This window comes from Streptomyces sp. NPDC049970 (genome assembly GCF_040660235.1).
GTDB lineage: Bacteria > Actinomycetota > Actinomycetes > Streptomycetales > Streptomycetaceae > Streptomyces.
The window spans coordinates 1-22,237 of record NZ_JBFALP010000017.1; the positions used below are offsets into that span (position 1 = coordinate 1).

Genomic DNA, 22,237 nt, shown 5'->3' on the forward strand with positions numbered 1-22,237 from the left:
ACTCTATCAGACTCTTTCGCGTCCGATTCCCGGCCGAAGCGGGTAATACTTGTTCCGCTTTCCAGTTCTTCGCTTTCGCGTTTCCCTTTCCGGCGGTTCCAACTTTACCAGACTCTTTTTCGTTCCGTTTCCGGTCCGAATTTGATTCCGGCGACCCATGGAATGGTCTTTGCCTTTCGGCGTCTCCGACATTATCAGAACTTCTGATTCGGATTTCCCGCCTCCCTCAAGGAATCCTCGGCACACTTCTGCGCGAGGCGCTTCCCGTTCAGGCGGAGCCGTAACCGTACTGGAGCGGGGTGCCCCGATGCAAATCGGGGTGCCCCGCTCCGGGTCGGCGGCCGGAGGCGGCCGTTGCCGGCCGCCCGCGGTCACACCTCGACGACGACCGGAAGGATCATCGGACGCCGGCGGTAGGTGTCCGACACCCACTTGCCCACGGTGCGACGGACCAGCTGCTGGAGCTGGTGCGGCTCCATCACCCCGTCCTGGGCCGACTTGTTGAGCGCCTCCTGCACCTTCGGCACCACGGCACCGAACGCGGAGTCGTCGATGCCGGAGCCACGGGCCTGGATGTGCGGACCGCCCACGATCTTGCCCGAGGAGCTGTCGACCACGATGAAGACCGAGATGATCCCCTCGTCGCCGAGGATGCGGCGGTCCTTGAGGGACGTCTCCGTCACATCGCCGACCGAGAGGCCGTCGACGTACACGTAGCCCGCCTGGACCTTGCCGACGATCTTCGCCTTGCCGTCGATGAGGTCGACGACGACACCGTCCTCGGCGATGACGATGTGGTCCTTCGGCACACCGGTCAGCGCGCCGAGCTCAGCGTTGGCCCTGAGGTGGCGCCATTCGCCGTGCACCGGCATCAGGTTCTTCGGCTTGCAGATGTTGTAGAAGTACAGCAGCTCGCCGGCCGACGCGTGGCCCGAGACGTGGACCTTGGCGTTGCCCTTGTGGACGACGTGCGCGCCCCAGCGGGTCAGGCCGTTGATCACGCGGTAGACCGCGTTCTCGTTGCCGGGGATCAGGGACGAGGCCAGGATCACCGTGTCGCCCGGGACGATCCGGATCTGGTGGTCCCGGTTGGCCATGCGGGAGAGCGCGGCCATCGGCTCGCCCTGGGAACCCGTGCAGACCAGGACGACCTCGTCGTCGGGCAGGTCGTCGAGGGTCTTGACGTCGACGACCAGACCCGCGGGGACCTTCAGATAGCCCAGGTCACGGGCGATGCCCATGTTGCGGACCATGGAACGTCCGACGAACGCGACCCTGCGGCCGTACTCGTGGGCGGCGTCCAGGATCTGCTGGATGCGGTGCACGTGGCTGGCGAAGCTGGCCACGATGATGCGCTTCTGGGCGTTCGCGAACACCGTGCGCAGGACGTTGGAGATGTCCCGCTCCGGCGGAACGAAGCCGGGGACCTCGGCGTTCGTCGAGTCGGAGAGAAGAAGGTCGATGCCCTCCTCGCTCAGCCTGGCGAAGGCGTGCAGGTCGGTGAGACGGCCGTCCAGCGGAAGCTGGTCCATCTTGAAGTCACCGGTCGCGACGGCCATGCCGGCCGGGGTGCGGATGGCGACGGCCAGGGCGTCCGGGATGGAGTGGTTGACGGCGATGAACTCGCAGTCGAACAGGCCGATGCGCTCGCGCTGCCCCTCCGCCACCTCCAGGGTGTACGGACGGATGCGGTGCTCCTGGAGCTTGGCCTCGATGAGGGCGAGGGTCAGCTTGGAGCCGATCAGCGGGATGTCCGGCTTCAGACGGAGCAGGTACGGGACGCCACCGATGTGGTCCTCGTGGCCGTGCGTGAGGACGATGCCCTCGATGTCGTCCAGACGGTCCCGGATCGTCGTGAAGTCCGGAAGGATCAGGTCGATGCCGGGCTGCTCCTCCTCCGGGAAGAGCACGCCGCAGTCGACGATGAGCAGGCGGCCGCCGTATTCGAAGACCGTCATGTTGCGGCCGATTTCGCCCAGGCCACCCAGCGGGGTGACCCGCAAGGCGCCCTTCGGAAGCTTCGGCGGCGTACCGAGTTCGGGATGCGGATGACTCAAAAGACTCTCCTTACCACGCACGCCACGTACCGCTGAGGGCACGTGGCGCGCATGTCATTCGTGCACTTGCTGTTGTCAGGTGGTGTTTCCGTCGCGAGTGTCCTCGCGTATTCAGTTGTGAAGTCCGTGGTCAGAGCTGCACTCCGCCGGCCGCGAGATCGATCTTGAGCTGGGCGGTCTCCTGGGCGGAGAGCTCCACGAGCGGGAGACGCAGCGGGCCGGCCGGCAGGCCCTGCAGGGTGAGCGCGGCCTTGGTGGTGATCACGCCCTGGGTGCGGAACATCCCGGTGAAGACCGGCAGCAGCTTCTGGTGGATCTCGGTGGCCTTCTGCACATCTCCGCCGAGGTGTGCCTCGATAAGCGCGCGCAGTTCCGGGGTGACGACGTGGCCGACGACCGAGACGAAGCCGCAGGCTCCGACCGAGAGCAGCGGCAGGTTGAGCATGTCGTCGCCGGAGTACCAGGCGAGGCCGGACTGGGCGATGGCCCAGCTGGAGCGGCCCAGGTCCCCCTTGGCGTCCTTGTTCGCGACGATCCGGGGGTGCTCGGCGAGCCGGACGAGTGTCTCTGTGTCGATCGGCACACCGCTGCGGCCGGGAATGTCGTAGAGCATCACCGGGAGTCCGGTGGAGTCCGCGATGGCGTTGAAGTGGCGCAGGAGGCCTTCCTGCGGCGGCTTGTTGTAGTACGGCGTCACCGCGAGGAGGCCGTGGGCGCCCGCCTGCTCGGCGGCCCGGGCCAGCTCGATGCTGTGCCGGGTGTCGTTGGTGCCGACCCCGGCGACGACGTGCGCGCGGTCTCCGACGGCTTCGAGTACGGCCCGTACGAGCTGGTCTTTCTCCACGTTGCTGGTGGTCGGGGACTCGCCCGTGGTGCCGTTGATGATCAGGCCGTCATTGCCTGCGTCCACCAGGTGGGCGGCGAGCCGCTGGGCGCCGTCGATGTCGAGTGCGCCGTCCGCCGTGAAGGGCGTGACCATAGCGGTGAGGACCCGCCCGAAGGGGGTCTGCGGAGTGGAGATCGGAGCCATGGGTAACACGCTACTCGTTGCTCGGAGCGCCGCGCCCCCTCGGGGGGACGGGGAGAGGAACCCGGCACTGCCTGCTCGGGGGTTCAAGCAGTGCCGGGTCCGTTTGATCAGCCTAGATGAACTTCACGAAACGTCGCAATACGGACACCGCCTACGGAGCTACCCGTCCGTTTTTGTTGAAGGCGGCATGAGTGAGCGGCATAAGCGTCTGCCAGTGCTGTTCCATCTGTTCGCCGACCATCTCGATCTCCCGCTGCGGGAAGGACGGGACCTTGGCCAGTTCGTGCTGCGTACGCAGTCCGAGGAAGTGCATCAGCGAGCGGGCGTTGCACGTGGCGTACATCGTGGAGAACAGGCCCACGGGCAGCACCGCGCGGGCCACCTCGCGGGCGACCCCGGCCGCGAGCATCTCCTGGTAGGCGTCGTAGGCCTGCCGGTACGAGTCCTCCATGACGCGGCCGGTGAGCTCGTGCTGCTGCGGGGTGCCCTCGACGAACTCGTACTTGCCGGGGCGGCCCTGCTGAATGAGCTTGCGGGACTCGCCCGGGACGTAGAAGACCGGCTCGAGCTCCCTGTAGCGGCCCGATTCCTCGTTGTACGACCAGCCCACGCGGTGCCGCATGAACTCACGGAACACGAAGATCGGGGCGCTGATGAAGAAGGTCATCGAGTTGTGCTCGAACGGGCTTCCGTGCCGGTCGCGCATCAGATAGTTGATGAGCCCCTTGGAGCGCTCGGGGTCCTTCGTGACCTCTTCCAGGGACTGCTCACCGGCCGTCGACACCCGGGCCGCGAACAGCACGTCGGAGTCGCTTGCGGCGGATTTCACCAGGTCAACGGTGACATCGCTGCGGAAGTGGGCCTTTGTGGGCTCGGGGGTGTCGGTCACCGACGGGGGTCCTTCCAATGGCGTCGCTCGGGCGGCGTCCACTCTACGGGGCGCGGACCGGGCTCCCGTCGGAGGAAATTCCCCGGACGTGTTCGGCGATTCGGGGCACCGATCGGGTCTCCCGTACGTCTGACTGATAAGCACCACCCGCAAAAGAGTTCAAGGAGATCTTCCTCATGTTCCGCCGGCGTGAATCCGTCCCGTTCTCGTTCGTTGCCGAGGCCGACCGATTCCGCAGTAATGTCACTCCTCCCCCGCGCCGTCGTGCCAGCACGACGCAGCTGGCCGGGCGCTCGCTCGTCGGGCTGACCCTGATCGCCGGCTTCGCAGGCTCGCTGCTCTTCGGCCTGCCCGCGCTGGACACCGACCGCGCCGCGTCGCACGGTCAGACGTCCGAGGCGTCCCAGCACCGCTGACCCGTACGGGCCCCCTGGGGTGGTAGGCCGGGGGGCCTCTCGGTAGCCTCACCGGGCACAGCAATCGAGCGTGCTTGTGAGTGAGGATCAGTCGTGCCCCTGCCCTTCCTGACGGCCGACCGCGCATTCGACGCGGACGCGGAGGACATCGCGCTGCCGTTCGACGACCACGACAGCTGGCGGCGGCCCTATCGCCCCGGCCCTTGGCGTGTCGCGGCGGCGGCCACCGTGCTGCTGCTCGCGTCGTTCGTACTCCTCGCCGCGGTGATCATCTCGGTGGCCGGGTCCCTTTCCGGCGCCGCCGCGTGTTTCGCGCTCGCCGGTGTGGTCATCGTCGGCGCGCTGCGGCTGCTGCGGGTGGGTGCCTGGGTGAGTCGGCACGGCGTGCGCCGGGTGGGCTTCCTCCGCACGACCACGGTGCGGTGGAGCGACGCGGCGGCGGTCCGCACGGTCCAGCAGCCCGTGAAGTGGCTCGGCCTGCCGCGCACCGTCCAGGGCCAGGCGCTGATCGTCGTGCGCAAGGGCGGCGAGCCCTTGGCCCCGCTGGTCACCGACCACAACGCGGACTTCCTGGCCCGCGCCGAGGCCTTCGAGCGCGCCACCGACTCGATCGAGGCCTGGGGCGACGAGTACCGCACCGGCTGAGGCCGGACGCTCCCGTCACACACCGAGCCGGTACGGCGCCGATCAGGCGCGTACCGGCTTGTTCGCGTGCAGGGAGATGGCGCGCTGCATCGCCTTGCGGGCTCGTGGGGTGTCCCTGGCGTCCTGGTACGCCACGGCCAGCCTGAACCAGCAGCGCCAGTCGTCCGGGCTGTCCTCGGTCTCCTCGCGGCGCCTGGTGAACACGGCGTCGGCGGAGTCTCGGTCGATCCTCCCCGAGGGGGTGCGCACCAGCTCGTCCACGGGGAGACCGCCCTCCGCGTCCAGTTCGGCGGCCAGGGCGTTGGCCCGGCGGACGAACTGGGTGTTCTTCCAGAGGAACCAGACACCGATCACCGGCAGGACCAGCACCGCGACGCCGAAGGTGACCGTCAGCAGCGTGCCGTGCCGGATGAGCAGGACGCCGCGGCTGCCGGCCAGGACGAAGTAGAAGACCAGGACGGCTGCCGTGACGAGGTAGGTGAGCTTTGCGCGCATGGGGTCGGGCCCAGTCAGTTCAGGTCGAGGAAGTTTTCCAGGCCGAACGTGAGGCCGGGAGTGGTCACCACGCGGCGGGTGCCGAGCAGGATGCCCGGCATGAAGCTGCTGTGGTGGAGCGAGTCGTGGCGCAGGGTGAGCGTCTCGCCCTCACCGCCCAGCAGGACCTCCTGGTGGGCGAGGAGGCCTCGGAGGCGGACCGAGTGGACCGGGACTCCGTCGACGTCGGCGCCCCGCGCTCCGTCCAGGGCCGTGGCCGTGGCGTCCGGCTGAGGCGCCGCGCCCGCCTTCTCGCGGGCCGCGGCGATGAGCTGGGCGGTACGGGTGGCGGTGCCCGACGGGGCGTCCGCCTTGTTCGGGTGGTGGAGTTCGATCACCTCGACGGACTCGAAGTAGCGGGCGGCCTGCTCCGCGAACCTCATCGTGAGGACGGCGCCGATGGAGAAGTTCGGCGCGATGAGCACACCGGTCTCCGGGGATCCGGAGAGCCAGGTGTTCAGCTGCGCGAGCCGTTCGTCGGTCCAGCCCGTGGTGCCGACGACCGCGTGGATGCCGTGCCGGACGCAGAAGTCGAGGTTCTCCATCACCGACGCGGGTGTGGTGAGCTCGACGACCGCCTGGGCGCCGGTCTCCGTGAGGGTCTCCAGATCGTCGCCCCGGCCGAGTGCGGCCACCAGCTCCATGTCCTCGGCGGCCTCGACGGCTCGTACCGCCTCGGAACCGATCCGTCCCCTGGCTCCGAGAACGGCCACGCGCAGCTTGCTCATGTGCTCTTTTCCTTACGGGTGGTTAGGAGACCGCTTCCTGGAGGCGGTCGGCCTGCTTGTCCTTCAGCGGGCCGATGACCGAGAGGGAGGGCCGCTGTCCGAGGACGTCGGCCGCCACGGCCCGGACCTCGTCGGGGGTGACCGCCGCGATCTTGGCCAGCATGTCATCGACGGACATCTGTTCGCCCCAGCAGAGCTCGCTCTTGCCGATGCGGTTCATGAGTGCGCCGGTGTCCTCCAGGCCGAGGACGGTGGAGCCGGCGAGCTGGCCGACCGCACGGCCGATCTCCTCGTCGGCGAGGCCGTCCGTCGCGACGCGGTCGAGCTCGTCGCGGCAGATCTTCAGGACGTCGTGCACCTGGCTGGGCCGGCAGCCCGCGTACACACCGAAGAGGCCGCAGTCGGCGAAGCCGGAGGTGTACGAGTACACGCTGTAGGCCAGGCCGCGCTTCTCCCGTACCTCCTGGAAGAGGCGCGAGCTCATGCCGCCGCCGAGCGCGGTGTTCAGGACGCCGAGCGCCCAGCGGCGCTCGTCGGTCCTGGCCAGGCCGGGCATGCCGAGTACGACGTGGGCCTGCTCGGTCTTTCGGTTGAGCAGCTCGACCCTGCCCGCCGCTCGCAGGGTGCGGGAGCCCTCGCGCGGCGCCGTGGGGACGGCGTCGGTGCGGGTCAGGGCGCCCGCGCGCTCGAAGGCCCGGCGGACCTGACGTACGACGGTGGCGTGGTCCACGTTGCCGGCGGCCGCGACCACCAGGTGCGTGGGGTCGTAGTGCTTCTTGTAGAAGCGGGCGATCCGGCCGCGGTCCAGCGCGTTGACCGTGTCGACGGTGCCGAGGACCGGACGGCCCAGCGGGGTGTCACCGAGCATGGTGTGCGCGAACAGGTCGTGCACACAGTCGCCCGGGTCGTCCTCCGTCATCGCGATCTCCTCGAGGATGACACCGCGCTCGGCGTCGACGTCCTCGGAGGCGATCAGCGAGCCGGTCAGCATGTCGCAGACGACGTCGATGGCCAGCGGCAGGTCGGTGTCCAGGACCCGCGCGTAGTAGCAGGTGTACTCCTTCGCCGTGAAGGCGTTCATCTCACCGCCGACCGCGTCGATCGCGGAGGAGATGTCGAGGGCGCTGCGCTTGGCGGTGCCCTTGAAGAGGAGGTGCTCCAGGTAGTGCGTCGCGCCGTTCAGGGCGGGTGTCTCGTCGCGCGAGCCGACGTTGGCCCAGATCCCGAAGGTGGCGGAGCGGACGGAGGGCAGGGTCTCCGTGACGACCCGGAGGCCGCCGGGGAGGACGGTCCGGCGGACGGTGCCGATGCCGTTGGTGCCCTTGAGGAGAGTTTGGGTACGGGCGACGGCCCGCCCCTCCGAAGAGGGGCGGGCCGTCGTCACGGAACTACGGGACGTCACTTGTCGGTGTCGTCCTTCTTCTCGTCGCTCTCTTCGCCCTCGATCACGGGGATCAGGGAGAGCTTGCCGCGGGAGTCGATCTCCGCGATCTCGACCTGGACCTTGGAGCCGACGCCGAGCACGTCCTCGACGTTCTCCACGCGCTTGCCACCGGCGAGCTTGCGGATCTGCGAGATGTGCAGAAGGCCGTCCTTGCCGGGCATCAGGGAGACGAACGCACCGAAGGTGGTGGTCTTGACGACCGTACCCAGGTAGCGCTCGCCGACCTCCGGCATGGTCGGGTTGGCGATCGCGTTGATCGTGGCGCGCGCGGCCTCGGCCTGCGAGCCCTGCTGGGCACCGATGTAGATGGTGCCGTCGTCCTCGATCGTGATGTCGGCGCCGGTGTCCTCCTGGATCTGGTTGATCATCTTGCCCTTGGGGCCGATGACCTCACCGATCTTGTCCACCGGGATCTTGACGGTGATGATCCGCGGGGCGTTCGGGGACATCTCGTCCGGGACGTCGATGGCCTCGTTCATCACGTCGAGGATGTGGAGGCGTGCGTCACGGGCCTGCTTCAGCGCGGCGGCCAGGACCGAGGCGGGGATGCCGTCGAGCTTGGTGTCGAGCTGGAGCGCGGTCACGAACTGCTTCGTGCCGGCGACCTTGAAGTCCATGTCGCCGAAGGCGTCCTCCGCACCGAGGATGTCGGTGAGGGCGACGTAGTGGGTCTTGCCGTCGATCTCCTGCGAGATCAGGCCCATGGCGATGCCGGCGACGGCGGCCTTGAGGGGCACACCGGCGTTCAGCAGGGACATGGTGGAGGCGCAGACCGAGCCCATGGACGTCGAGCCGTTGGAGCCCAGCGCCTCGGAGACCTGGCGGATCGCGTAGGGGAAGTCCTCGCGCGACGGCAGCACCGGCACGATGGCGCGCTCGGCGAGCGCGCCGTGGCCGATCTCGCGGCGCTTGGGCGAGCCCACGCGGCCGGTCTCGCCGACGGAGTACGGCGGGAAGTTGTAGTTGTGCATGTAGCGCTTGCGGGTCACCGGGGAGAGGGTGTCCAGCTGCTGCTCCATGCGGAGCATGTTGAGGGTGGTGACGCCCAGGATCTGGGTCTCGCCACGCTCGAACAGCGCCGAGCCGTGCACGCGCGGGATGGCCTCGACCTCGGCGGCGAGCGTACGGATGTCCGTGACGCCGCGGCCGTCGATGCGGACCTTGTCCTTGATGACGCGCTCGCGGACCAGCTTCTTGGTCAGCGCGCGGTACGCGCCGGAGATCTCCTTCTCGCGGCCCTCGAAGGCCGGGAGGAGCTTCTCGCCCGCGATCTCCTTGATGCGGTCCAGCTCGGCCTCGCGCTCCTGCTTGCCGGCGATGGTGAGCGCCTTGGCGAGCTCGGTGCTGACGGCCTTGGAGAGGGCCTCCAGGACGTCGTCCTGGTAGTCGAGGAAGACCGGGAACTCGCCGGTGGGCTTGGCGGCCTTGGCGGCGAGGTCGGACTGGGCCTTGCAGAGCGCCTTGATGAAGGGCTTGGCGGCTTCCAGACCTGCGGCGACGACCTCTTCGGTCGGTGCCTCGGCGCCGTCCTTGACGAGCTGGATGGTCTTCTCGGTGGCCTCGGCCTCGACCATCATGATCGCGACGTCGCCGTCCTCCAGGACGCGGCCGGCGACGACCATGTCGAAGACGGCGTCCTCGAGCTCGGTGTGCGTCGGGAAGGCGACCCACTGGCCCTTGATCAGGGCGACGCGGGTGGCGCCGATGGGGCCGGAGAAGGGCAGGCCCGCCAGGATCGTGGAGGCGGAGGCGGCGTTGATCGCGACCACGTCGTACAGGTGGTCGGGGTTGAGCGCCATGATCGTCTCGACGATCTGGATCTCGTTGCGCAGGCCCTTCTTGAAGGAGGGGCGCAGCGGGCGGTCGATCAGGCGGCAGGTGAGGATCGCGTCCTCGGAGGGCCGGCCCTCACGGCGGAAGAAGGAGCCGGGGATCTTGCCGGCCGCGTACTGCCGCTCCTCGACGTCCACCGTGAGGGGGAAGAAGTCGAGCTGGTCCTTGGGCCGCTTGGAAGCGGTGGTGGCCGACAGCACCATGGTGTCGTCGTCCAGGTACGCGACGGCGGAGCCGGCGGCCTGCTTGGCCAGGCGGCCCGTCTCGAAGCGGATGGTGCGGGTGCCGAAGGTTCCGTTGTCGATAACGGCCTCGGCGTAGTGGGTCTCGTTCTCCACTAGTGTTTTCTCCATACTCGTCGTCTTTCGTCCTGCCGCCCGTGTGGCGGAGGACGGTGCGGAGAAGCGCACCCCTGTGCGGGCCGGTCTTCGATCGAAGCTCCCGGGCGGTTGCCCCGGGGGCCACTACCGAGGACCGGCGGCGGCCGTGGGGCGCTTCCCCTCGTTCTGGTGTCGTGCGTCCAGGTTACTTAGCCTGACCCCGGTCCCGCACGTACAGCAAAGGGAGCGGCCCCCTGGAACCGGGGTGCCGCTCCCTCTCACAGCGTCCTTACTTGGCGCCGCCGGCCGCACCACGGCGGATGCCGAGGCGGTCGACGAGCGCACGGAAGCGCTGGATGTCCTTCTTGGCCAGGTACTGAAGGAGGCGGCGACGCTGGCCGACCAGGATCAGCAGACCACGACGGGAGTGGTGGTCGTGCTTGTGCGTCTTGAGGTGCTCCGTCAGGTCCGAGATCCGGCGGGAGAGCATGGCGACCTGGACCTCGGGGGATCCGGTGTCACCCTCCTTCTGGGCGAACTCGGACATGATCTGCTTCTTCGTAGCGGCGTCGAGCGGCACGCGTACTCCTCTTGGTGTTCGATGCGCCCACGAGTGCCCCTGGTCTTGATCTCAGGAGAGCTTCCGTGACTCGGAGGCGAAGGTCCGATGAGCGCAGCCCCCAGGTCGACCCCGGAGGCGCGTACACAAACGGCCACCAGTCAGAGTACCAGCAGCCCGGAGCACCTTCGACGTGCGTCAGCTGGTCATGGCCCTGGCGCGGGTGAAGATGTCGAGCACGGCGAGGCAGAGCGGGACCAGGGAGAGGAGCAGGGCGCTCTCCGCGAGGTCGAGGAGCCGGCCCCAGAAGGGTGAGAGTCCCTTGCGCGGGATGACCAGGCCGATCGCGGTGAGCAGGGCGGCGCCTCCGGCGACGGCCGCCGAGAGCCAGATCGTACGGATGTCCAGGGAGCCACGGTCGCCGTAGCGCACCAGGTCGTACAGCAGGTCGGCCGGCGGGTTGAGCGAGAGGCCGAGGACCAGCAGCGCGACGGCCCCGATGCCCGCCACCAGGGCGCAGGCGACCTGGGAGGTGTAGCGGAAGAGGCGGGCGCGCAGCAGCATCGCGAGTCCGGCGGCGAGGGCGAGGACCTGGCCCCAGATGCTGTCCGAGAAGCCCAGGACCGCGGCGGACCCCACGACGACGGCTGAGCAGCCGCCGACCAGGCCGAGCAGCATCTCGTGGCCTCGGCGCGCCTGGGCCGCGATGCGGTCGGCGTCGACGGGCTCGCCCCGGGTGTCGGGTGCGCCGCCCGGTTCGGCGAAGGAGTCGTCGTAGCCGGCGGGGGCGGTGCGCGGGGAGGCGTAGCCGATGGGCAGCCGGGCGAAGCGGGCGGAGAGGCCGGGCAGGAAGGCGACCAGGCCGAGCGCCGCGGGGGCGCAGACGGCGGCGGTCTCGGTGGCGGTGGCCTCGGTGAGGATCGCGACGAAGGTGGCGAGGGTGCCGACGGCGGCGAGGAAGGTCGCCGCCACGAACGGTGCGTCGCCGCTCGGGGTGAGGGCCACCAGGACGACCGAGGCGAGGAGCACGGCGACGCAGCCGAGCAGGAACTGCAGCCTGCCGGGGCCCTGGCCCGCGTCGGGGCCGATGACGCCGGAGCCCGCGATGAGGACGAGGGGCAGTGCGCCGAGCCCGAGGGCGACGGCCGTGGCCCGGTCCGCGTAGACGCGGGCGCGCACCCCGGCGAAGGCGGTCAGCAGCAGGCCAGCGGATCCGGCGATGACGCCGGGCAGGCTGTGCATGTCGTGGCGTACGGGATCGGCGAACCAGAGCACGAAGCCCATCAGGACGAGCAGCAGGACACCGCCCACCAGGCCCGCGCCGCGCAGGAGTTCGTCGCTCCACAGATGCCGGTCGCGGGTGACCGCTGAGGCGACCGCGTCGGAGACGTCGTCGAAGACGGCGGGAGGCAGCGACTGGGCGAAGGGGCGCAGGCTGAGGAGTTCGCCGTCGAGCACCTGCTGGGCCGAGAGCGTGCGGGCACCGTCGAGGACGGTGCCGTCGCGGCGCACCAGGTGGTAGCCGGTGGGCGCTCCGGCCGCCTGGGTCTGGCCCGTGAGGCGCAGTATCTCGGGGTAGACGTCGGCGACGGCGATGTCCTCGGGAAGGGCGACGTCGATCCGGCTGTCGGGCGCCACGACGGTGACGCGGCAGAAACCCGTCGCTGCGGTCGTACTCACGTGTCTGGTCCCCCTGATTCGCGGTTGCGCACGGTGCGCGCGTCACCCTACCGGGAGGGGGGAAGGTGATCTGCAAGTAGGATCACCGTCGCGCGGATCCGAGTCCGCAGCAAACGCAGCCACGGGGGCGTCGGTGCGGACCGGCCGGCCTTCCGCCCGTCCGTATTGAGGGATTGATGTTCCGGTGAGCCAGATCGTCGTGAAACGACCTCCGCGGTCTCTGCCGCCGGAAGTGCCCGCTGACGAGTTGACTTTGGAGTCTCCTCCCGAACTGCCCCGCGGGCAGCAGGAGGGCATGCTGATGCAGATCCTGCCGGTGCTCGGCATGGGTTCGTCGGTGGTCTTCTTCTTCTCCCCGCAGGCACCTCCGTTCATGCGGATCATGGGTGTCCTGATGCTCGTCTCGACCGTCGGAATGGTGGTCGCGCAGATCGTCCGGCACCGCCGCGGTACGCAAGGGCAAATGGGCGATGTCCGTCGTGACTACCTGAAGTACCTCGCCCAGACGCGGCGTACGGTGCGCCGCACGGCCCGTGCGCAGCGTGACGTGCAGCTCTATCTGCACCCGGCGCCGGAGCAGTTGTGGTCGGTGGTGGCGGAGGGCAGCCGTGTCTGGGAACGGCGCGTCGGGGACAAGGACTTCGCACAGGTGCGGGTCGGCCTCGGGGCACAGCAGTTGTCGACTCCGCTGATCGCCCCGGACACCGCTCCGGTGGACGAGCTGGAGCCGATGTGCGCGGGCGCGATGCAGCAGTTCCTGGCGGTGCACGGCTCGTTGGACGGGCTGCCGATGGCGGTCTCGATGCGGGCCTTCTACCACGTGACGGTGTCGGGCCGCCCCGAGTCGGCGCAGTCGACCGCGCGGTCCCTCGTGGCTCAGCTGGTGACGCTGCACTCCCCCGAGGACCTGGTGGTCGCGGTCGTGGCGGCGCCGAGTGCGGTGGGGCGCTGGGACTGGACGAAGTGGCTGCCGCACACCCAGGTGCCCGGTCAGGTCGACGGCGCGGGGACGAAGCGGCTGTTCGGGGACGACCTGGGTGAGCTGGAGACGCTGCTGGCGAGCAGGCTGGACGGTCGGCCGCGGTTCGGCCGGGAGAGCCGGCCGGTGCTGGACCAGCCCCACATCGTGGTGGTCCTGGACGGTGGGATGGTGCCGCCGGACTCGCTGTTCGCCGCGGCCGAGGGGCTGCAGGGCGTGACGATCGTCGAGGTGGTGCCGGGCGAGCTCGACGAGCCGCGCGGCGGCCTGTCCGTGGTGGTCGGGCCGGGTCTGCTGCGACTGGAGTCGGGTGGCGGGCTGGCGTACGAGGGTGTGCCGGACACCATGTCGCCGGAGGCCGCCGAGGCGCTGGCCCGGCAGCTCGCACCGCTGTGCATGGGCGGAGCCGACGACGACGAACCGCTGCTCTCCAACCTGGACTTCACGGACCTGCTGAACCTCGGTGACGCGGCCTCCGTCGACGTGGCCCGTACCTGGCGGCCGCGGTCGGTGTCGGAGCGGCTTCGGGTTCCGATCGGTGTCGGCGAGGACGGGCGGCCGGTGATGCTGGACCTCAAGGAGGCCGCGCAGGAGGGCATGGGCCCCCACGGGCTGTGTGTCGGCGCGACGGGTTCGGGCAAGTCGGAACTGCTGCGGACGCTGGTCCTGGGGCTCGCGGTGACGCACTCCTCCGAGACGCTGAACTTCGTGCTCGCCGACTTCAAGGGCGGTGCGACGTTCGCCGGGATGTCGCAGATGCCGCACGTCGCGGCGGTCATCACCAACCTCGCGGACGACCTCACGCTGGTCGACCGCATGGGCGACGCGATCCGCGGTGAACTGCAGCGCAGGCAGGAGCTGCTGCGTTCGGCGGGCAACTACGCGAACATCCACGACTACGAGAAGGCGCGTGCGGCGGGTGCCGCGCTGGAGCCGCTGGCCTCGCTGGTGCTGGTGATCGACGAGTTCTCCGAACTGCTCAGCGCGAAGCCGGACTTCATCGAGATGTTCATCCAGATCGGCCGCATCGGCCGCTCGCTCGGTGTGCACCTGCTGCTGGCGTCGCAGCGCCTGGAGGAGGGCAAGCTGCGCGGCCTGGACACGTACCTCTCGTACCGGGTGGGTCTGCGGACGTTCTCGGCGGCCGAGTCGCGTACGGCGCTGGGTGTGCCCGACGCGTACCACCTGCCGTCGGTGCCGGGGTCGGGGTACCTCAAGTTCGGTACCGACGAGATGACCCGCTTCAAGGCGGCCTACGTGTCGGGGACGTACCGTACGGGCGGTCCCGATCTGTCGGTCGGGCAGCTGCCGATCGAGCGGCGCCCCGTGGTGTTCAGCGCGGCTCAGGTGCCGGTGGTGTACGCGGCTCCCGACCCCGCCGTACTGGCCGCACGGGCGGCCGCGGACGACGACGCGCTCGCCGACACGGTGCTCGACGTGATCGTGCGCAGGCTGGAGGGGCAGGGTGTACCGGCCCACCAGGTGTGGCTGCCGCCGCTGGAGCAGGCTCCGACGCTGGACCAGCTGCTTCCGGGGCTGGCGCCGACCGCGGACCGCGGGTTCACCTCGACCGAGTACACGCGGCCCGGCGGGCTGACGGTGCCGCTCGGACTGATCGACAAGCCGTTCGAACAGCGCCGCGAGGTGCTGTACCGCGACTTCTCGGGTGCGGCCGGGCACATGCTGGTCGTGGGTGGACCGCAGTCCGGCAAGTCGACGCTGATCCGGTCCCTGATCTCGTCGTTCGCCCTCACGCACACCCCGCACGAGGTGCAGTTCTACGGGCTGGACTTCGGCGGTGGCGGTCTCGTCTCGCTGGCGGACCTGCCGCACGTGGGCGGGATGGCGTCGCGGCTGGATCCGGAGCGGGTGCGCCGGACGGTCGCGGAGGTCGGGGGTGTGCTCAACCGGCGCGAGGAGTTCTTCCGCGCGCACTCCATCGACTCCATCGCCACCTACCGGCGCAAGCGCGCCCAGGGCGAGCTGCCCGGTGAGCCGTGGGGCGACGTGTTCCTGGTGATCGACGGCTGGGGCGGCTTCCGGAACGAGTACGAGGGCCTGGAGCAGGTCGTCACCGAGATCGCCGCGCGCGGTCTGGGCTACGGGATCCACGTGGTGATCACGGCGGCCCGCTACATGGAGGTGCGGGCCGCGCTGAAGGACCAGATCCTCGGGCGCCTCGAACTGCGGCTCGGCGACGTCATGGACTCCGAGTTCGACCGCAAGGTAGCGGCGAACGTCCCGGCCGGTGTTCCGGGGCGCGGTCAGGTCCCGCAGAAGCTCCACTTCATGGCTGCGCTGCCGCGCATCGACTCCGTGAGCAGCGGCGCGGACCTGTCGGAGGGGACCGCGGCCTTCGTCGCGGCGGTGAGGTCGAACTGGGCCGGTCCGGTGGCTCCGGCCGTGCGGCTGCTGCCGCGCAAGCTCCCTGCGGACCAGCTGCCCAAGGGCTTCGAGTTCCCCGAGCGGGGCATCGCCATCGGGATCGACGAGACGTCGCTGGAGCCGGTGTTCGTCGACTTCGAGACCGACCCGTTCTTCCTCGTCTTCGGTGAGAGCGAGTCCGGCAAGACCAATCTGCTGCGGCTGATCGCGAAGCAGATCGGGGAGCGCTACTCCCCCGACGAGGCGAAGATCGTCGTCGGCGACTACCGGCGCGCGCTGCTCGGTGCGCTGCCGGAGTCCCATCTGCTGGAGTACGCGCCGATGGCGAGCGCCATGCAGATGCACATGGAGGCGCTCGCCGGGGTGTTCTCCCGCCGTCAGCCGCCGACCGACGTGACCCCGCAGCAGCTGCGGGACCGCAGCTGGTGGTCGGGGCCGCAGATCTTCATCATCGTCGACGACTACGACCTGGTCGCGACGAACGCGGGCAATCCGCTCGCGCCGCTCGCGGAGTTCCTGCCGTTCGCGCGGGACACCGGGGTCAGGTTCATCATCGCGCGGAACTCCGCGGGTGCCTCGCGGGCGATGTACGAGGGCTTCATGCAGCGCATCAAGGAGCTGGGCGCGCAGGGTGTGGTGCTGTCCGGTGATCCGTCGGAGGGCGATCTCATCGGTTCGGTGCGCGGTCACACGATGCCGACGGGACGCGGGTACTTCGCGTCGCGGCGCCGCGGGACGCCGCTGGTGCAGACGGGGCGACTGCCGGAACAGCACTGAAACCGTGGAGACCCGGGCGGATCGCGGTGGGGACAGACCCCAGGGCGCCACGCCGGGAGGTCCGTGTACTAGCGTTTGTCGGAGTGTCCTGTCCGGAGCGCGAGGTCCGGTCCGCACGGACCGGACGACGACGCTACGGGGGATTTGATGGGTTTCGACGAAGAGTGGGGCCTGCTGCGCGCACGGGGCACCGAACAGCAGGGGGCGCCCATGCGCCTGAACGGCGTGGACGACGGCCCGCTACCGGGCTTGGGGGGGCAGGCCGACCTGGCCTCCACACCGGCTGAGAAGAAGGCCGCGGCGAACACCATAGAGACTGAGTTGGAGCCGGACACCAGGAAGGCCACCGACTGGGCGGACGAGGCCTCCGCCACGGCCGCCAAGGAGTTCGAAGGCTGGGACACCGGGGCGGGCCTGAAGAAGGTGACCGAGACCTGGGACAAGCAGGTCAAGGTGCTCATGGGCCGGCTCTCGGCCGAGAAGAACTCGCTGCGCGGGGCTTCCACCCTGTTCAGGGGCAACGAACTGGAGATCAATTCCCAGTTCACTCCCCTCCTCAGGCCCCAGCGGCAGCCGTACACCTCCGGTCTCGACGGGCTGTAGAGACGCATGCGTCCCGGAGTGGAACGACGACGGACGGGTACGCCCGTGCTCGGATCCCCGTACGCGCTGCGATGCACGGCGGTCCTGGCAGCGGCGCTTCTGACCGGCTGTCAGGGGAGCTCGAACGGTGGCGGCGTACCCGTGAGCGTCAAGGGCCTCGCCGAGATGGCGGACAAGGTCGGTCCACACGGCGTGGATACCTGCCCGCTCCCGTACGACTTCGCGAAGGCCGTGTCCGCCGCGAAGATCGCGGGTAAGGCCGGCCCGGGTCCCGCGCCCGGCGGGACCGACGAGTCCACGGCCACGGCGGAGAACGGCTACGAGGCCGACGAGGACGCGCCGTTCGCCGAAAACCCCGGCGCCCTGGTCAGCTGCTGGTTCCACGTCGGCGGGCAAGCGGTGGAGGTCCACCTCATCGCGGCGGAGAAGCCGCAGCCGGAGTACCTGCTGGCGCCCTTGCTGGTGGAGGTGAGCGGGCAGGACGTCGAGGCGATCAATCCTTATCTGCGTAGGACGGGGAAGGGCGAACCGGGCCACCCGGTGCTGGGCACGACGGGCGACTACGCCACGGTGCGGGTCAAGCCCGACGGCAAGGGCCACGCCGCCCTGCTGCTGACGCTGGGCGACGCGAGCACGGACCGCTTCGACGAGGAGCAGTTGAAGGCTCTGAGCCGGGCCCTGTACCGACAGATCAGCTAGCGGGAGGGCCGGAGCACCCGGCAGCCGACGTAGACACCGACGAACCAACGGGGAACGCATGCTCACGTACCACGAGGTCATGACCACCGATCTGTCCCAGCTGACCACCGCGGCGGGCAAGTGGGACGGTATGGCCGCGGAGATGAAGAAGGTGGAGGGCCGGTACGGGGAAAGCGTCCAGAGCATCACCCTCGGACCGTCCTGGTCAGGTCAGAGCGCCTTCACCGCCCACACCAACTTCGCCGCGACCCGCTACGAGTACTCCGCGGCGCAGACCCAGGCCAAGGCCATAGCCTCGTTGCTGCGGGACGCGCACGCCGACTTCGTCCGTCTGAAGAGGAACCTCGAGAACAAGGTCGCCGAGGCCGTCAAGGCCGGGATGCGGGTGTCCGCGGCCGGGGCCGTCACGTTCGACACCAGTAGTCTCACCGAGGGTGAACGCAGCGCGATGCGTCACGACCCGGACTACGCCGAGAGCGTCCGCAAGGCTGTGAGCTCCTGGTCCGACGCAATCGACGACTGTGTCAAGGCTGTCGACGATGCCGACCAGGGCGTGAAGATAGCCCTGGACGCCGTCACGGTGGACGGCGTCGGCGGCAAGAACGACGAGACGCTCGGCGTCGGCTTCAACGGGCGGGCCCAGGGCGACATCGAGAAGTACGAGGCGCAGAACACCCAGGAGATAGCGACCCGGATCAACAACGGCGACAAGGTCTCCGCCGCCGACATGGCGGAGTTCCAGCGCTCGGTCAGAGACAACTCCCACGACAAGGCGTTCTCGCAGACACTGCTGAACGGGCTCGGCCCCGAAGGCCTCATGAAGGTCAATACCACTCTCAACGACCGGGCCTTCGACTCGGACACGAAGAACAAGAGCCAGTACCTGGACATCCAGCGGGGGCTGGCCAACACGATCGCCACCGCCACGAAGGTCCCCGGCAGTGTGAAGGAAGCCCCGCCCGGATCGCCGGCGTTCAAGAAGTGGGTCGAAGGCAACGAGGGAACGTTCTACCGGGAGTGGACGGACAAGCTCGGGGAGGCGGGTACCGAGAATCTCGGAAGCGGGAGCCAACCTCTCTACGGTTACCAGTCGTTCGTCAGTCTCATGCAGCACGCGGACCAGCCGTACGACGACCAGTTCCTCTACGACATGGGTGACGACCTCATAGCCCTGGACAAGAAGTCGCCCAACTACTTCACCCAGTGGGGAGCCTTTCGGGACGGCATCGAGACGGACCCCCTGGACGGCCTGCTCGGTGTCATGAGCAGGAACCCCGACGCCGCGACCGCCTTCTTCGACCCGGACGGCAACGGTTCCGGTGCCGACCACGTGGACAACAACCACCTGGCGTACCTGGCGGGCCATGACGAGGACGCCCGGGACTGGCCGAAGCTGCAGTTGACAGGTTATGGCGTTACGAAAATGGACGACCCGACTTCGCAGATCGGCCTCGGTCTTGCTCTTGAGGCGGCGACCACCGGCCGCGAACCCAACGCAGGGGGTGCTTCGTTCGGCCACCACTCGGAGGCCCAGGCCCGGGTCATGCAGGAGACCATCGGCGTCCTGGACCAGGGTTCGAAGGGCGACACGATCCCGCAGAACCTGAAGGTGCCCCTCGGCCGTGCCCTGTCGGACTACACGGTCGACACCCATGCGATTCTCAGTGGCACCGCCCCGGGAAGCCCCACCGGCCTCGATGAAATCAGCGGCCGCGGCGGCGAGTCAGAGATCACCAGTTCCAAGCACAGTCTTCTGCGGGTGATGCGCGGCGTTTCGGATGCCCCGTACGGGGAGACGGCGGATGGCGAGCCCGTACTCGTCTACGACCTGCTGTACGAGAACGAGAAGCGGTACGCGGCCGAATACCTCCTCACCGCGCAGGACGCTCCGCCGGAGCAGGTTGGCAACGTCGTCGGCGACTGGGACAACAAGGCACGCCACGTGGGCGAGGTGTATGGAGCGATGAACGCCATCGGATCCGACATGACCCTCGACGACCGCGACACCAAGATCGGTAACCTCAACGACGAGATGCGGTACACGTACCACGGCGTCGGCGGCCTCTTCACACAGATCCCGGTCGTGGGCGATCCGATACAGCGCATGGTCGACGCGGCCACCTACGAGTACTCGAAGGACGTCGCCGCTGAGGCGGAGGACGCGGCCCGCGCTGAGGAGAGCACCAACACCTCGGCGGGGATCGCGGGCACGAACAACCTCCTCGACGCGTGGGGAAACGAGCGGGGCGTCGCCGGCTCGGAGGCACACGACCACGCCAAGGGAGAAGCCAAGCAGAGTTACATCACGGGGCGCGAGGACGCGTACTCGGCGCTGCGCACGAGGAAGTAGGACATGACGCAAGGCAAGGGCAACCGGGCACCCCGGTGGAAGTGGATCGCTCCGGCACTGGCGCTCGGCGTCGTGCTCGCGGCCGTCCATGTGTGGCTGAACACCAACCTCGTCGCCGGGGACGAGGTGTGCGGAGGCCTCGTGTCCACCGCGCGGGCCGACGCCGTACTGTCCGGGGGCGGCCGTATCTCCGACGGGGACGGCCTGGATTCCCGGCCGGGCGACGAGGTGGAGTTCTCCTGCACCGTCGAGGCACCGTCGTTCCCGTCCGGGGCCGGAGCGGGACATCTCAGGATCTCGGGGACCCACGAACGGGGCGATTTCGCGTTCACCGACGGCCGCTGGCCCAGTCCCGCCACGGTGTCGTTCTTCTCCGGACCGGCGACCGGCGGAGTGGGCAAGGACCACGGCTGGGTACTGCTGCCGGCCGGCTGCGCGAAGACGGCCCCGGCCATCATCGAGGGCTACGCTCCCCCGGGCTCCGACCCCACAGCACTGGCCCGACTGCTGACCGACGTGGCGAACAGGGCGGCGGAACAGGCCGGGTGCGCACCTGACCGGCCTCTCACCGTGCCCGGCACCCTCCCGGCCGCCCCGGCCCGCCAGATGATCCCGGACGACGCGATGTGCGGCATCAGGGGCCTGGCCCTCCCCTGGCAGGTGGCGGACAGGGAAGCGGCACAGCAGACGGTCCAGGGGCGGAACGGCCCCGTCTGGGCCTGCGAAGTGAGCGGGCACGCCACCTTCGTCGTGACGCAGGAAGCGCGCGTCCTCGACGCCATCGCCTCCTCCCCCGGATTCGAGGAACAGCCGGGACTCGCGGGCCTGCGCGTCTCGGGCTTCGACCAACGGCATGTGGTGGCCGACTGCTCGGGCACACCGACGTACTTCTCGATGGAGCTCGGCCCCACCTATGCATCCGCCCTGGAATCCCCCGACACCCCCCCGGCCAAGACCGTCTTCGCCGACTTCGTCACCTCCGTCGGCAAGAACTATGGCTGCTCCACCACGACACCGTGAGCCGGGCACGATCCGTACAGCGCTGCCGTAACAGTGACCGGACCGCCCCCCGGCGAGCGCTCGACGATCTCCGCAGCTGATTCGACGGGCAGCGCACGGGCGCGAGTTCGCGATCATCCGATTCCGGTGACTCCCGGGGAGTGGAGCGGGAATAATCGGTAGCCAGGCCGTAAGCACGAATACCCGGTGGTGGGCGCTTCTCCGCCGGACAGAAAGGCGTCTGATGGGCACCCAGCAGGAGAAGGACGAGCTGTACGCACTCGACATCTCAGGGGTGGAGTGGTTGAGCGCCCCCGGGACGGAGGAGGTCGAGGAGCGGGTCGAGATCGCGCATCTGCCGGGCGGCGCCGTGGCGATGCGGTCGTCCCTGGACCCGGAGACGGTGCTGCGCTACACGGAGGCCGAGTGGCGCGCCTTCGTGCTGGGCGCGCGGGACGGCGAGTTCGACCTGAAGTAGGCGTACGCGGGCCGTGGGCCCACGGAAGAGGGGCACGGCCCGGCGGGCGTGCCCCTCTTCCGTACGTGACCGGGTCGATGCGGCCCGTGGTGGGGTCAGTAGCCCTCGGTGAACTGGCGCGAGGCCTTGAGGTCCGTCGAACGGTAGCTGTCCTTGCCGTTCTCGATGATCTTGGCGACCTGTTCGAGCCGGTTCTTCATGTGGTCGGCCTTGCCCTTGTACTGCTTCTGCAGGCTGACGTATCCGCCGTGGGCCTCACCGTCCCAGGTGTCGGTGACGACCTTGAGGGCGGCGTCCATCTCCTCGAGGTCCTTGACGATGTTGCGCGACACCGTGCGGATGCGGGTCGCCATCTCCTGGACGCTCTCGTACCTGACCTTGGTGTTCGGGTCTGCTCCGGCCATCTGTCTGCTCCTCGGGTCACAACGTGTACGGATGGGTGCTGCGGCCGGGCTCAGAGGTTGTTGAGTCCGGAGGTGTTCGACGAGGAGGCGGGCTCCTTCACGGCGTTGAAGGCCGCGCGGACCTCGTCGTCGTTCGCGTTGGAGAGGTTCTTCGTCTGGCTCACACCGTTGAGGAGCACGTCCAGGAGCCGGCGGATGTCGTCGTGGTCCTCGTTGATCACGATCTGTGCGGTCGTGAATCCTCCGGCGCCGACACCGGTCCATCCCGCGCTGACGGTCGCGAGGATGTCGGCCAGCTCGCGGGACTGCTTGGACACCGCCTGGGCGGTTTCGATGATCTTGTTCTTGGCCTGGACGATCGGATCGTCGGCAAGTCCGAACCCAGAACCGGTGGGAGTGCTCATCCGGAGGTCCTATCTCTCAGTTCC

The 22,237-nt window shown here is 69.0% G+C and carries 19 protein-coding genes; 8 read left to right on the plus strand and 11 right to left on the minus strand.

What is annotated here, in order from left to right:
* Window positions 1–371 precede the first annotated feature (371 nt).
* The 3 genes from AB0I83_RS24980 to thyX form a co-directional block, all read right to left on the minus strand.
* Complete coding sequence (locus AB0I83_RS24980; protein ID WP_356842733.1) at window positions 372–2,057, minus strand: ribonuclease J; 1,686 nt, start codon at window positions 2,055–2,057, stop codon at window positions 372–374.
* Window positions 2,058–2,187: 130 nt separating this feature from the next.
* Window positions 2,188–3,087 carry a 4-hydroxy-tetrahydrodipicolinate synthase gene (gene dapA / locus AB0I83_RS24985; RefSeq protein ID WP_356535482.1) on the minus strand — a complete coding sequence of 300 codons (900 nt, stop codon included), beginning with the start codon at window positions 3,085–3,087 and terminating at the stop codon, window positions 2,188–2,190.
* A 151-nt stretch (window positions 3,088–3,238) separates the two neighbouring features.
* A complete protein-coding gene (thyX, locus tag AB0I83_RS24990; protein WP_356535483.1) occupies window positions 3,239–3,976 on the minus strand; it encodes an FAD-dependent thymidylate synthase in 738 nt (245 codons plus the stop codon).
* A 176-nt stretch (window positions 3,977–4,152) separates the two neighbouring features.
* On the opposite strand from thyX, the gene AB0I83_RS24995 reads away from it, so the two are divergent.
* Both AB0I83_RS24995 and AB0I83_RS25000 read left to right on the plus strand, forming a co-directional pair.
* Entirely contained in the window at window positions 4,153–4,392 is a 240-nt protein-coding gene (locus tag AB0I83_RS24995) for a hypothetical protein (protein WP_356535484.1), read from the plus strand.
* Window positions 4,393–4,485: 93 nt separating this feature from the next.
* Window positions 4,486–5,037: a hypothetical protein gene (locus AB0I83_RS25000; protein ID WP_363306214.1), complete on the plus strand. Its 552-nt coding sequence runs from the start codon at window positions 4,486–4,488 to the stop codon at window positions 5,035–5,037.
* 42 nt (window positions 5,038–5,079) lie between these two features.
* Here AB0I83_RS25000 and AB0I83_RS25005 read toward each other — a convergent pair whose 3' ends face one another.
* The 6 genes from AB0I83_RS25005 to eccD form a co-directional block, all read right to left on the minus strand.
* Entirely contained in the window at window positions 5,080–5,532 is a 453-nt protein-coding gene (locus AB0I83_RS25005; RefSeq protein WP_363306215.1) for a hypothetical protein, read from the minus strand.
* Between the two features lie 14 nt (window positions 5,533–5,546).
* Complete coding sequence (gene dapB / locus AB0I83_RS25010; protein WP_356535487.1) at window positions 5,547–6,299, minus strand: 4-hydroxy-tetrahydrodipicolinate reductase; 753 nt, start codon at window positions 6,297–6,299, stop codon at window positions 5,547–5,549.
* A 22-nt stretch (window positions 6,300–6,321) separates the two neighbouring features.
* Window positions 6,322–7,701: a pitrilysin family protein gene (locus AB0I83_RS25015; RefSeq protein ID WP_356842727.1), complete on the minus strand. Its 1,380-nt coding sequence runs from the start codon at window positions 7,699–7,701 to the stop codon at window positions 6,322–6,324.
* The gene (locus AB0I83_RS25020; RefSeq protein ID WP_356535557.1) at window positions 7,698–9,914 is read right to left on the minus strand and encodes a polyribonucleotide nucleotidyltransferase; all 2,217 of its coding nucleotides are present in this window, start codon (window positions 9,912–9,914) and stop codon (window positions 7,698–7,700) included. The genes AB0I83_RS25015 and AB0I83_RS25020 overlap by 4 nt, the downstream gene beginning before the upstream one ends.
* A gap of 271 nt (window positions 9,915–10,185) precedes the next feature.
* Window positions 10,186–10,476: a 30S ribosomal protein S15 gene (gene rpsO / locus AB0I83_RS25025; RefSeq protein ID WP_003965855.1), complete on the minus strand. Its 291-nt coding sequence runs from the start codon at window positions 10,474–10,476 to the stop codon at window positions 10,186–10,188.
* Between the two features lie 177 nt (window positions 10,477–10,653).
* Window positions 10,654–12,135: a type VII secretion integral membrane protein EccD gene (gene eccD / locus AB0I83_RS25030; RefSeq protein WP_363306216.1), complete on the minus strand. Its 1,482-nt coding sequence runs from the start codon at window positions 12,133–12,135 to the stop codon at window positions 10,654–10,656.
* A 184-nt stretch (window positions 12,136–12,319) separates the two neighbouring features.
* Between eccD and eccCa the strand changes: the two genes are divergently transcribed.
* From eccCa to AB0I83_RS25060, 6 genes are all read left to right on the plus strand, one after another.
* Window positions 12,320–16,276, plus strand: a complete 3,957-nt coding sequence (gene eccCa / locus AB0I83_RS25035) for a type VII secretion protein EccCa (protein WP_363306217.1) — start codon at window positions 12,320–12,322, stop codon at window positions 16,274–16,276.
* 147 nt (window positions 16,277–16,423) lie between these two features.
* Window positions 16,424–16,879: a hypothetical protein gene (locus AB0I83_RS25040; protein WP_363306218.1), complete on the plus strand. Its 456-nt coding sequence runs from the start codon at window positions 16,424–16,426 to the stop codon at window positions 16,877–16,879.
* A gap of 141 nt (window positions 16,880–17,020) precedes the next feature.
* Window positions 17,021–17,578 carry a hypothetical protein gene (locus AB0I83_RS25045; RefSeq protein ID WP_363306219.1) on the plus strand — a complete coding sequence of 186 codons (558 nt, stop codon included), beginning with the start codon at window positions 17,021–17,023 and terminating at the stop codon, window positions 17,576–17,578.
* A 58-nt stretch (window positions 17,579–17,636) separates the two neighbouring features.
* The gene (locus AB0I83_RS25050; RefSeq protein WP_363306220.1) at window positions 17,637–19,928 is read left to right on the plus strand and encodes a hypothetical protein; all 2,292 of its coding nucleotides are present in this window, start codon (window positions 17,637–17,639) and stop codon (window positions 19,926–19,928) included.
* 3 nt (window positions 19,929–19,931) lie between these two features.
* Entirely contained in the window at window positions 19,932–20,948 is a 1,017-nt protein-coding gene (locus AB0I83_RS25055) for a hypothetical protein (RefSeq protein WP_363306221.1), read from the plus strand.
* Between the two features lie 223 nt (window positions 20,949–21,171).
* A complete protein-coding gene (locus AB0I83_RS25060) occupies window positions 21,172–21,405 on the plus strand; it encodes a DUF397 domain-containing protein (RefSeq protein ID WP_356842713.1) in 234 nt (77 codons plus the stop codon).
* Between the two features lie 95 nt (window positions 21,406–21,500).
* Here AB0I83_RS25060 and AB0I83_RS25065 read toward each other — a convergent pair whose 3' ends face one another.
* Both AB0I83_RS25065 and AB0I83_RS25070 read right to left on the minus strand, forming a co-directional pair.
* A complete protein-coding gene (locus AB0I83_RS25065; protein WP_356535496.1) occupies window positions 21,501–21,809 on the minus strand; it encodes a WXG100 family type VII secretion target in 309 nt (102 codons plus the stop codon).
* Between the two features lie 50 nt (window positions 21,810–21,859).
* Complete coding sequence (locus tag AB0I83_RS25070) at window positions 21,860–22,213, minus strand: hypothetical protein (protein ID WP_356535497.1); 354 nt, start codon at window positions 22,211–22,213, stop codon at window positions 21,860–21,862.
* Window positions 22,214–22,237 lie beyond the last annotated feature (24 nt).